The organism is uncultured Methylophaga sp. (assembly GCF_947259025.1).
In the GTDB taxonomy this organism is placed as follows: Bacteria; Pseudomonadota; Gammaproteobacteria; order Nitrosococcales; family Methylophagaceae; genus Methylophaga.
This window is the reverse complement of the sequence record NZ_CAMYKO010000001.1, coordinates 149,392-159,927: the sequence shown is the minus strand read 5'-3', so window position 1 is coordinate 159,927 and position 10,536 is coordinate 149,392. Positions and strand designations below refer to the sequence as shown.

The following is a 10,536-nucleotide window of genomic DNA, read 5'->3' as shown; positions in this document are numbered from 1 at the left end:
TAATGTGAATCTGCCGCTGTGAAAAGCGGGTGAACATGTGCTATGTCACAGCTACAAGGCAATGATTAGGCTTAGACGCTTTCCGGCACTTTGATCATATGTTCGCGATAGTGTTCCAGCTCACGGATGGAGTCACGGATGTCATCCATGGCCAGGTGAGAGGCATTTTTCTTGAAGGCTTTTTCCACCTTGGGCGCCCAGCGCCGTGCCAACTCCTTGAAGCTGCTGACATCCAGGTTGCGATAGTGGAAAAAGGCTTCCAGCTCCGGCATGCAACGGGCCAGAAAGCGGCGATCCTGGCAGATACTGTTGCCACACATGGGGGACACCCCGGCCGGAACATGCTCACGCAAAAACGCCAGGGTCTCGGCCTCGGCCTGTGACTCAGTCATGTTGCTGTTACGAACCCGCTCGGTGAGGCCGGATTTACCGTGTTGACGGGTGTTCCACTCATCCATGCTTTCAAGTATGGCATCCTGCTGGTGAATAGCGAACACCGGGCCTTCGGCAATCACGTTCAATTGGCTGTCGGTGACAACCGTGGCAATTTCAATGATGTAGTCATTGTTGGTATCAAGACCGGTCATTTCCAGGTCAATCCAGATCAGGTTATTTTTGCTTTTGGCCATGGGTTTCGTCTTTGCTTTAAGGGCGGTGAGTGAACTAACTTGCCTCAGAGTGTATCAAAAGCTACTCTGCATGACATTTAATAGAGGAAACTTGGGCTTAAAGTATGAATGAATTCAGTTGGATATTTCTGGCTGCCGTGGCCTTGATGACCGCGGTGGAATTGTGGTTGTCGTTCAGGCAGGGCCGTTATGTCGCGGCGCACCGCAATGAGGTTCCCAAGGCCTTCAAAGAGCAAATCAGCCTGGCATCGCATCAGAAAGCGGCGGATTACACCGTAGCCAAAGGCAAGTTCAAGCGCACAGAAACCGTATTCGGCTCAGCAATCCTGCTGATCTGGACTTTGGGTGGGGGCCTGGCACTGTTGTTCGGTGCCTGGCAGCCGTTCGGCATGGGCCCGATGCTGAGTGGGGTGCTGTTCTTTTTGAGTTTCCTTTTGATTGGTTCGCTGCTGGAACTGCCGCTGTCTTATTACAAAACTTTTGTTTTGGAGGACAAGTTCGGTTTTAACCGGCAAACGCCGGGCCTGTTTTTCTCTGATTTTATCAAGCAAACCATTTTGATGCTGGTGGTAGCCGGCCTGCTGGTATGGGTCGCGTTGTGGATGATGGGTAGTGCCGGTCAACTCTGGTGGTTGTATCTTTGGGCTGCCTGGATGGGCTTTGCTTTGCTGATGATGTGGGCTTACCCGGCGTTTATTGCGCCCTTATTTAACAAGTTCACCCCGCTGGAGGATGCCCAGTTACAACAGCGGGTCGAAAACCTGTTGAGCCGCTGTGGTTTCAAAAGCCAGGGCATTTTCGTGATGGATGGTTCGCGCCGCAGTGGCCACGGTAATGCTTATTTCACCGGCCTGGGCAGTAACAAGCGGATTGTGTTTTTTGACACGCTGCTTAATACCCTCAATGAAGATCAAATTGAGGCCGTGCTGGCCCACGAACTGGGGCATTTCCGCCGCAAGCATGTGGTTAAAAACATGCTGGTGATGGCCGCTATCAGTCTGTTGGGCCTGGCATTGCTGGGCTGGGCTTCGGGCCAGAGCTGGTTCTATCAGGGACTGGGTGTCAGCACGGAATCCAATGCCATGGCGTTGGCGCTTTTCATGCTGGTCATTCCGGTGTTCCTGTTTTTTCTGCATCCGCTGATGACGTCGCTGTCTCGCAAATACGAGTATGAGGCCGATGATTACGCTGCCTCTGTCGCCAGTGCTGATGATCTGATTGCCGCGCTGGTGGCCTTGTATCAGGAAAATGCCAGCACGCTGACGCCGGACCCGCTGGTTTCTGCAGTCTATGATTCGCATCCGCCTGCGGCATTGCGCATCGCTCACCTGCAGTCGAATACCGCCTGATATGCGACTGGCGCTGCTGTTAGTGATGATAGCCTCCAGTGGCGTGACGCTGGCACAGGGCAAGGCTTTGCATGATTCAGCCTGCCTGCAGTGCCATGCGTCGCTGGGCGGTGGTGATCCCAATCAACTCTACACACGCGGAGATCGCACGGTGAAAAGCCTGGATGGCCTGAAAAAGCGGGTGGCTTATTGCACAAAAGCCGCCGATGTGAGCTGGGATAAATCGCAACAGCAGGCCGTGGTTGATTACCTGCGTCAACGCTTCTATAACTTTTAGAAGAAATTGACCCTGTTGCGGCCGTCGGCCTTGGATTTGTAGAGCGCCTTATCAGCACGATCAATCAGGTCGTGAGGTTGGTCACCTGCCTGCATCTGGCTGATGCCGACTGAGACGGTTACCTGGCCGATGGACTCCTCACTGTCCTTGCGTTTGAGACGGCTGGCAGCAAACTTCTCGCGGATGGTCTCAGCGATAATAAAAGATTCTTCCAGACTACTGTGCACAAACAGCATCGCCATTTCCTCACCGCCAAAACGGGCGGTGATATGAATATCATCACGGAACTGATTCAGCACAGAGGCAAAATACTGCAGCACTTTGTCACCCACCAGGTGACCAAAGGTGTCGTTAAGGCGTTTGAAGTTATCCAAATCGAACAAAGCCAGGGAGAAATTCAGGTTCTGATCGCGGCACAGGCCAGCCAGTTCCTGATCAAAGCTGCCGCGGTTGAGTAGCCCGGTCAGGCTGTCAGTTCGGGCTGAGTGTTTGACGGCCTCTAATTCTTCACGCAGTTTCATGATTTCTTCGGTTGAACGAGACAGTTCACTGCGCAGTTCACTGCTGCTCTGACTCAGCTGTTGGGTATTGCTGAGGATCTGACCGACCAAGGTCTTTAACTCCTGCACATCACTGCATTGTTCCAGTTGTGACTGGCTCTGGTTGAGTCCGCTGCTGTACTGGGTGGCGGCGGCTTCGGCGCGGTTGATGTTTTCCAGCGTGTTATCGACAACCAGCTTGAGGCCATTATTGGTCTGGCTGAGGCGGCCGGGCATATCCATCAGCACAAATTTTTCATAAAGCTGCTGGGTCAACTCGGCAGTGATGGGTTCGTTTTTCTGCAGACGGCGGTCAATGGCCTCGCTCAGTTGGGCATTATCACCGGAGACATATTCGTACCAAACTGCGTAATTGACGGGGTTGACCGGCGTTTTGTGCTGGTTAACGAGTGGAAGTGTTCGTCGTAAATTTTCGGATGCTTGCTGAAATTCATGATCATAAAGCGGGGGGAACGACGATATTTTAGTCACTTTCAATACTCGCCTCAGTAGATTGCATGGCAATAAGAATTACTTATTTACTGAGCAATATCAAGTCTGTCGTGCGCGAGCAGATCGTCTCGCCAGGATCAGTGCCAAGACCAGTGCTATCACCGGAATAGATTGAATCATGATTTGACTGGCGATGGCAGCCGTGGCCGCGGCCAGGGTAATCAGTAAACAACTGATCATAACGATATTCTGAATCCAGTTATTACCAGCCAGGATGGTGCCCAGTTGCTGTATCGGCGCGTGTAACTGGATCAGAGCATTGAGGGGGATGATAAATAGCCCGCCAAACAGACCGAAAGCCAGAATAGCCAGCGCAAACGCCGCGGTCGAGGCAAGATGGGGAATCATAAACAGCACCGCACACATGCCGATAGCGCCCAGCGGTATCAAGCGGGTTTTGATATGACCTTTTTGGCCACTGCCAGCAATCATTGAGCCGATAATAATGCCGATGCCGGAGCAGGCCAGCAGGCCCTGGATGATAATGGTGTTGTCCTCAGCCAGACGAATTTTGGCAAAGGCCGGGAAGGTGGCGAGGAAGGTCTGCGAGATCCCCCAGAACATAGACAGGCCCAGTATGGCGTACCAGATAACCGGGTTGCGATAAATCTGCCCCAGGTTTTCACGCAGGATGTGACCGCGCCGATAACGTTGCCAGTCAAAGCGTTTCGCGGCAGTCTCAGATCGCGTGAGCGGCAGTCGGCAGGCCAGAATAAATTCAATCACGCTTAATGCCACCAACAGCCAGCCAACCGGGGCGATATGCTGAATAAGCTGCGCCTCATTGTTATAACTCAGCCCCTTGAGCTGATTTTCAAACACAATGCTGAACAGAAAAATACTGCTGAGTATGGCAACAATCGTGGTGGCCTGAATAAATCCATTGGCGGACGACAGGCGATCCTTGCCCGCCAGTTCTCGGATATAACCGTATTTGGCCGGAGAATAGAGCGCGCTTTGTGCAGCAAGAACCAGCGTCATGCCAAAGGCAAAAACAAACCAGCCCTGGTAATAGGCGAGCGTTATCAGCAGGGTAATCAGGATCGCGGCAAAAGCGGTGCAGCGCATCAGCAGCGGCTTGGCAAAGCGATCTGAGAGAAAGCCGGCGGGGGTGAATAACAGAATAAATGGCAGCAGGATCAGCGCATTGACGACAGCGGTCAGTGCCACCTGAGCGGCATCATCATAAACCTTGAAGATGGTGTTCTGGATCAGGATTTTATGGCCGAGATCGACCATGGCATTGATAAAGGCCACCGCCAGAAAGCTCATAAAGCCGGGGAGTCTGGCGGTGTCCAGCAGGCTGGATTGTTTCACGAAAAGTTAGTCGTCCCTGAGTCTGACTGCAAGCACATCACAGTGGGCATGGTGTAAAACGGCATTGGCGGTTGAGCCCAGTAACATTTTGATGCCACGACGGCCGTGAGAGCCGACCACGATCAAATCGACCTGCTGTTCATCGGCGATGCGCACGATGTCATGTCCCGGACTGCCACATTCCACCCATTGCTGGCTGGCGGCAATGCCCAGTGTATCGGCCAGTTTGGTCAATTGCTTTTTGCCGGCTTCAAGCAAGGCATCGCGCATATCGATATCGACGCTGATCATCGGTTCGTAGGCAAAATCGGTGAGCGGGAAGTCTTCGACGATATGGCAGATACTGAGCCGGGCATGATTGCGCTCCGCCAGTTGCCGGGCCTTGCTGCAGACTTCATCACTGTGGCTGGAAAAGTCGGCGGCGATCAGGATGTGTTGATAGTCTGAGTCCATGCGCTATCCTCCAACAAAAAAGGGGCAGTTAACTGCCCCTTCATTGTAAGTCTTTAGTCGGTGTCGAGAAAGCGTTCCGCATCCAGCGCCGCCATACAGCCGGCCCCGGCTGAAGTCACCGCCTGGCGGTAAACCGGGTCTGACACATCACCAGCAGCAAATACGCCCGGCACACTGGTTTCGGTTCCTTTCTTGAGAATGATGTAGTCATGCTCCATTTCCAGCTGTTCTTTAAAAATGCCGGTGTTGGGCTGGTGACCGATGGCGATAAAAACACCCTGCACATCGACTTCCTGCGTACTGTCATCCTGGGTGCTCTTGACCCGAATACCGGTCACACCGGCATCGTCACCCAGCACTTCATCGAGGGTATGATCCCAGAGGATTTCCACATTGCCTTCCTCGGCCCGCTTGAGCAGCTTGTTGGTGAGGATCTTCTCGGCGCGGAAGGAGTCCCGGCGGTGAATCACGGTGACCTTAGAGGCGATGTTGGACAGGTACAAAGCTTCTTCCACCGCGGTGTTACCACCGCCAACCACCGCTACCGGCTGGCCTTTATAAAAGAAGCCGTCACAGGTGGCACAGGCAGAAACACCGCGACCTTTGAAGTTTTCTTCCGACTCCATGCCCAGGTACTTGGCAGAAGCGCCGGTGGCGATAATCAGCGCATCACAGGTGTACTCACCGGCATCGCCCGTCAGTTTGAATGGACGCTGACTGAGATCTGCGGTGTGAATGTGATCAAAAACAATCTCGGTGCCAAAGCGCTGAGCATGGCGTTCCATGCGTTGCATCAGTTCCGGACCCTGCACACCTTCATCGTCACCGGGCCAGTTATCGACATCGGTGGTCGTGGTGAGCTGACCGCCCTGTTCAATGCCGGTTACCAGCACGGGATCCAGTGCAGCACGCGCAGCATAGACCGCTGCTGTGTAGCCGGCCGGGCCTGAGCCCAGAATGAGTAAACGACAGTGTTTGGCGTCTGCCATAGAGATTGCCTCCAAAAGGATGATTGAATACTGGGGTAGAGTAACCACTGCTGTGACTTTGAACAAGCATCTTAGTTCAAAAGCTGTGTTAAAATCAGACGTTAATTTATTGGCTGAGTTGGAAATATTACAGTGGCACAGGCGACGCGAGTCAATGACAAAAAGAAACAGAATGATAGCGATGGCGCAGTGGGATTTCGCCTACGTGAAGCAGCCCTGATCCTGGCGGTCGCGCTGGCTGCTTATCTGCTGCTGTCATTATGGACTTATGAACCTACCGATCCGGGCTGGTCAACGACAGGGGCAGATGATCTGGTGGCGAACAGTGGCGGTATCGTCGGCGCACTGCTTGCCGATGTAATGCTCTATGGCTTTGGCTTCCCGGCTTATCTGTTCCCTTTCATGGTGGGCTTTTCCGGCTGGCTGCTATTCAGTTGGGGACGTCGTGCAGACAGTGAAGATGCGCTGCATTTCTGGGTGTTGAAAATGGTGGGCCTGCTGATGGCGCTGGCGGCGGCCAGTGGTTTGTCAGCCCTCAGCCTCAACCTTCATGCCCAGTTGCTGCCGATGGGCGCTGGCGGTGTTTTGGGTGAAGTGGTCGGCCAAGGTTTTGAGTCTGTGTTTGGCGCCTCCGGCACCAGTCTGCTTCTGCTGGCGGTGCTGCTTACCGGTGTGACTTTATTTACCGGCCTGTCATGGCTGATGGTGATCGACAAGCTGGGCAGTGTGGCGATGATTGCGGTAGTGCATGTCAGCCGCTGGTTGCGGGAAATGAAAGAAAACCTGCAGGCGCGCCGTACCCGCCAACAGCGTGAAGAAACGTTCCGCGAACAGAAAGATAAACTGCAGCACAAAGCCAAGGTGCGGATTGAACCGGTGCTGGATAAGAAAGAGCCCAGCAAGCGCGAGGAAAAAGAAAAACAGGTGCCGCTGTTTGAAACGCCGGATGCACCCGGTATGCCGGCACTGGCCTTGCTGGATAAAGCCCAGGCCAGTAATAACGGTTACAGCGAAGAAGTATTGCAGGCCCTGTCACGCCAGGTAGAGCTCAAGCTCAAGGACTTCGGCGTTACTGTGCAGGTGGTGGAAGTGCAGCCAGGACCGGTGGTCACCCGCTTTGAACTGCAGCCTGCGCCGGGTATTAAGGTCAGCCGTATCAGCGGTTTGGCCAAAGATCTGGCCCGCGCCCTGTCGGTGAGCAGTGTGCGTATTGTCGAAGTGATTCCCGGCAAACCGGTGGTGGGTCTGGAAATTCCCAATGAAACCCGGGAGATGGTTCGGCTGCGCGAAATTCTGGCCTTTGAAGGTTATGAAAACAGCAAATCCCTGCTGGAGCTGGCCTTGGGTAAAGATATTGCCGGCCGGCCGATTGTCGCTAATCTGGAAAAAATGCCCCACCTGCTGGTGGCGGGGACCACTGGTTCCGGTAAGTCGGTCGCTGTTAATGCGATGATCCTCAGTATCCTCTACAAGGCGACACCGGAGCAGGTGCGCATGATCATGGTGGATCCCAAGATGCTGGAACTGTCGGTCTACGAAGATATTCCGCATTTGCTGGCACCAGTGGTCACCGATATGAAAGAGGCCGCCAATGCTCTGCGCTGGTGTGTGGCAGAAATGGAGCGTCGTTATCCTCTGATGGCGGCATTGGGCGTGCGTAATATCGCCGGCTATAACAAAAAAGTCCGTGAAGCGATTGAGCGTGGTGAACCTATCAAAGATCCGACAATCGACGTTGAGCCGGGTGAAGTGGCCCCGACGCTTGAACCTTTACCGTTTATCGTGGTGGTGATCGATGAACTGGCCGATATGATGATGGTGGTCGGCAAGCAGGTGGAAGAACTGATTGCCCGACTGGCACAGAAAGCCCGGGCCGCCGGTATTCACCTGATTCTGGCCACGCAGCGGCCATCAGTCGATGTTATCACCGGCCTGATTAAGGCCAATATTCCGACCCGGATTGCTTTCCAGGTTTCGTCACGCATTGACTCACGCACAATCCTTGATCAGATGGGTGCTGAGCAGTTGCTGGGGCAGGGCGATATGCTTTATCTGCCTCCCGGCAGTGGTCTGCCGGAACGGGTGCATGGTGCTTTTGTTGACGACCATGAAGTGCACGCCGTGGTTGAACATCTGAAGAAAAATGCCGCGCCCAACTACCTGGAAGAAATTACTCAGGATCCGGCCGGTGATGAAGGTGAAGGCGGACTGGGCGATCCCAGTGATGCTGAGTCCGATCCGCTTTACGATCAGGCTGTGCAGGTAGTGACCGAAACCCGTCGAGCTTCTGTGTCCGGGGTGCAGCGTCGCCTTAAGATCGGTTATAACCGAGCGGCTCGCATTGTTGAAGCCATGGAAGCCGCCGGTGTGGTGTCGGCCATGCAGGGGAACGGCAGCCGGGAAGTGCTGGCACCGCCTCCGCGTGATTAGCGGGAACCCCGCTGCAAGCCCGGCAGTCTGCTCAAATAACACAGGACAACGGAGTCGTTTAATGACCTTTTTTAAAGCCCTGCTGGTGCTGGCAATGTCCCAGTTTCTGGCCTTTGCTGTTAACGCCGCTGAACACGGTGAAGATAAGCTCAATCAGTTCGTCGCGCAGGTCCAGACCTTCTCTGCGCACTTTGAACAGACCGTGATCGACACCGACGGTAATGTGCTGGAACAGGCCGAGGGCGAGTTCCAGTTAGCGCGCCCTGGCAAGTTCCGCTGGGACTATGCCCAGCCCTATCCGCAGCAAATCGTGGCTGATGGTGAGCAAATCTGGTTTTACGATGTAGATCTGGAACAGGTGACGGTGAAGCCGCAGCAACAGGCATTGGCAGAAACGCCGGCCAGTCTGCTGTCCGGTCAGTCGGTGCCCGCTGACCAGTATCATATCCAGAACTTGCCTTCGGATGATGGGCTGACCTGGGTAGAACTGAGCCCTAAAGACAGTGAAGCCAGCTTTCAGGCAGTGACCCTGGCCTTTGATGGCGATGCCTTGTCGCAAATGATTATGCGTGACAGCTTTGATCAGCGTACCCGCCTGACCTTCACCCAGGTTGAGGAAAACCCTGAATTCGCCAGAGATACCTTCAGTTTTACTCCGCCCGAAGGTGTGGATGTAGTGGGTGAAGAACAACAGTAATCTGAGACACAGTGAGCTTATTCGACCAAGTAGAGGATGATCTGGCCAGCCGTCCACTGGCTGATCGCATGCGTCCCAAAAACCTGGATGAGTATATCGGCCAGCATCATCTGTTAGGTGCTGGCAAACCCCTGCGCCAGGCCATTGCCTCGGGCCACCCGCACTCAATGATTTTCTGGGGGCCGCCCGGCACCGGCAAAACCACGCTGGCCAAGCTAATTGCCGGCTATTGCGATGCCGAGTTTGTCACCATTTCAGCGGTGTTGGCCGGGGTCAAAGATGTCCGGGCCGCGGTGGCCAGAGCCCAGCAACTGCAACAGGAGCAAGGCCGGCGCACGATGTTGTTTGTCGATGAGGTACACCGTTTCAACAAATCCCAACAGGATGCTTTTCTGCCCTATGTTGAGGACGGCACCTTCACCCTGATTGGAGCCACCACCGAAAATCCTTCGTTTGAACTTAATAACGCCTTATTATCCCGTGCTCGGGTTTATGTACTGAAGTCCTTGGAGGCCGACGATCTCAGACAGATCATTGATCGCGCCATGGCGGATGCTGAACTGGGGCTGGCAGAGCGCGGGATCTCGGTGTCGGATGCGCTACGTGATCAACTGGCCCAGACTGCCGATGGCGATGGACGGCGGGTGCTCAACCTGCTGGAAATTGCCGTGGATCTGGCAGACAGTAAAGGCCAGAATGAAGTTGATGATAATGATCTGGCTGAAGTCCTATCCGGCACTATTCGCCGTTTCGATAAGGGTGGCGAAGCCTTTTACGACCAGATTTCGGCCTTGCATAAATGCGTGCGTGGTTCAGCGCCCGATGCGGCTTTGTACTGGCTGTGCCGGATGCTGGATGGCGGCTGTGATCCGGTCTACCTGATGCGGCGGGTGGTGCGTATGGCATCGGAAGATATCGGTAATGCCGATCCCAGGGCCTTACGCATTGCCTTGGATGCATGGGAGAGTTTCGACAAACTGGGCAGCCCCGAGGGCGAGTTGGTGATTGCCCAGGCCGTGGCTTATCTGGCCTGCGCACCGAAGAGTAATGCGGTGTATGTCGCCTACAAAGCGGCGATGAACGATGCCAAGAGCCATGGCAGTGCGGAAGTGCCGGTGCATCTGCGTAATGCGCCGACCAAACTGATGAAAGAACTGGGCTACGGCAAGGAATACCGCTATGCCCACGATGAACCTGATGCCTATGCGGCGGGTGAACAGTATTTCCCCGATACCATGCAGGATCGCAGCTATTACCAGCCGGTTAACCGTGGACTGGAAATCAAGATGGCGGAAAAGCTGGCGCGGCTGCGTGAGTTGGATAAGCAGTACAAAAAATAAGCG

10 protein-coding genes are annotated in these 10,536 nt (G+C 54.3%); 5 read left to right on the top strand and 5 right to left on the bottom strand.

The window, feature by feature from the left end; all coding sequences use genetic code 11:
• Nucleotides 1–71 precede the first annotated feature (71 nt).
• The gene (orn, locus tag Q0X64_RS00795; RefSeq protein ID WP_297807700.1) at nucleotides 72–629 is read right to left on the bottom strand and encodes an oligoribonuclease; all 558 of its coding nucleotides are present in this window, start codon (nucleotides 627–629) and stop codon (nucleotides 72–74) included.
• A gap of 104 nt (nucleotides 630–733) precedes the next feature.
• Between orn and Q0X64_RS00790 the strand changes: the two genes are divergently transcribed.
• Nucleotides 734–1,978, top strand: a complete 1,245-nt coding sequence (locus Q0X64_RS00790; protein ID WP_297807698.1) for a M48 family metallopeptidase — start codon at nucleotides 734–736, stop codon at nucleotides 1,976–1,978.
• 1 nt (nucleotide 1,979) lies between these two features.
• A complete protein-coding gene (locus Q0X64_RS00785) occupies nucleotides 1,980–2,255 on the top strand; it encodes a hypothetical protein (RefSeq protein ID WP_297807696.1) in 276 nt (91 codons plus the stop codon).
• Here Q0X64_RS00785 and Q0X64_RS00780 read toward each other — a convergent pair.
• The 4 genes from Q0X64_RS00780 to trxB are packed head-to-tail and all read right to left on the bottom strand — an operon-like array spanning nucleotide 2,252 to nucleotide 6,066.
• On the bottom strand, nucleotides 2,252–3,286 hold the full coding sequence (locus Q0X64_RS00780; RefSeq protein ID WP_297807692.1) for a GGDEF domain-containing protein: 1,035 nt from the start codon (nucleotides 3,284–3,286) through the stop codon (nucleotides 2,252–2,254). The two genes, Q0X64_RS00785 and Q0X64_RS00780, sit on opposite strands and share 4 nt — an antisense overlap.
• A gap of 60 nt (nucleotides 3,287–3,346) precedes the next feature.
• Nucleotides 3,347–4,624 (bottom strand): MFS transporter, encoded by a 1,278-nt coding sequence (locus tag Q0X64_RS00775; RefSeq protein WP_297807690.1) that lies wholly within the window; start codon nucleotides 4,622–4,624, stop codon nucleotides 3,347–3,349.
• 6 nt (nucleotides 4,625–4,630) lie between these two features.
• Nucleotides 4,631–5,077 carry a universal stress protein gene (locus Q0X64_RS00770; RefSeq protein WP_297807688.1) on the bottom strand — a complete coding sequence of 149 codons (447 nt, stop codon included), beginning with the start codon at nucleotides 5,075–5,077 and terminating at the stop codon, nucleotides 4,631–4,633.
• Nucleotides 5,078–5,130: 53 nt separating this feature from the next.
• Entirely contained in the window at nucleotides 5,131–6,066 is a 936-nt protein-coding gene (trxB, locus tag Q0X64_RS00765) for a thioredoxin-disulfide reductase (RefSeq protein WP_297807685.1), read from the bottom strand.
• A gap of 132 nt (nucleotides 6,067–6,198) precedes the next feature.
• Between trxB and Q0X64_RS00760 the strand changes: the two genes are divergently transcribed.
• From Q0X64_RS00760 to Q0X64_RS00750, 3 genes are all read left to right on the top strand, one after another.
• A complete protein-coding gene (locus Q0X64_RS00760; RefSeq protein WP_297807682.1) occupies nucleotides 6,199–8,496 on the top strand; it encodes a DNA translocase FtsK in 2,298 nt (765 codons plus the stop codon).
• A gap of 61 nt (nucleotides 8,497–8,557) precedes the next feature.
• Entirely contained in the window at nucleotides 8,558–9,193 is a 636-nt protein-coding gene (gene lolA / locus Q0X64_RS00755) for an outer membrane lipoprotein chaperone LolA (protein WP_297807679.1), read from the top strand.
• An 11-nt stretch (nucleotides 9,194–9,204) separates the two neighbouring features.
• The gene (locus Q0X64_RS00750) at nucleotides 9,205–10,533 is read left to right on the top strand and encodes a replication-associated recombination protein A (RefSeq protein ID WP_297807677.1); all 1,329 of its coding nucleotides are present in this window, start codon (nucleotides 9,205–9,207) and stop codon (nucleotides 10,531–10,533) included.
• The last annotated feature ends 3 nt before the right edge of the window (nucleotides 10,534–10,536 follow it).

Coding starts and splice junctions, on each gene's coding strand:
- orn (WP_297807700.1), bottom strand. CDS start 629: ATGGCCAAAAGCAAAAATAACCTGATCTGGATTGACCTGGAAATGACC.
- Q0X64_RS00790 (WP_297807698.1), top strand. CDS start 734: ATGAATGAATTCAGTTGGATATTTCTGGCTGCCGTGGCCTTGATGACC.
- Q0X64_RS00785 (WP_297807696.1), top strand. CDS start 1,980: ATGCGACTGGCGCTGCTGTTAGTGATGATAGCCTCCAGTGGCGTGACG.
- Q0X64_RS00770 (WP_297807688.1), bottom strand. CDS start 5,077: ATGGACTCAGACTATCAACACATCCTGATCGCCGCCGACTTTTCCAGC.
- trxB (WP_297807685.1), bottom strand. CDS start 6,066: ATGGCAGACGCCAAACACTGTCGTTTACTCATTCTGGGCTCAGGCCCG.
- lolA (WP_297807679.1), top strand. CDS start 8,558: ATGACCTTTTTTAAAGCCCTGCTGGTGCTGGCAATGTCCCAGTTTCTG.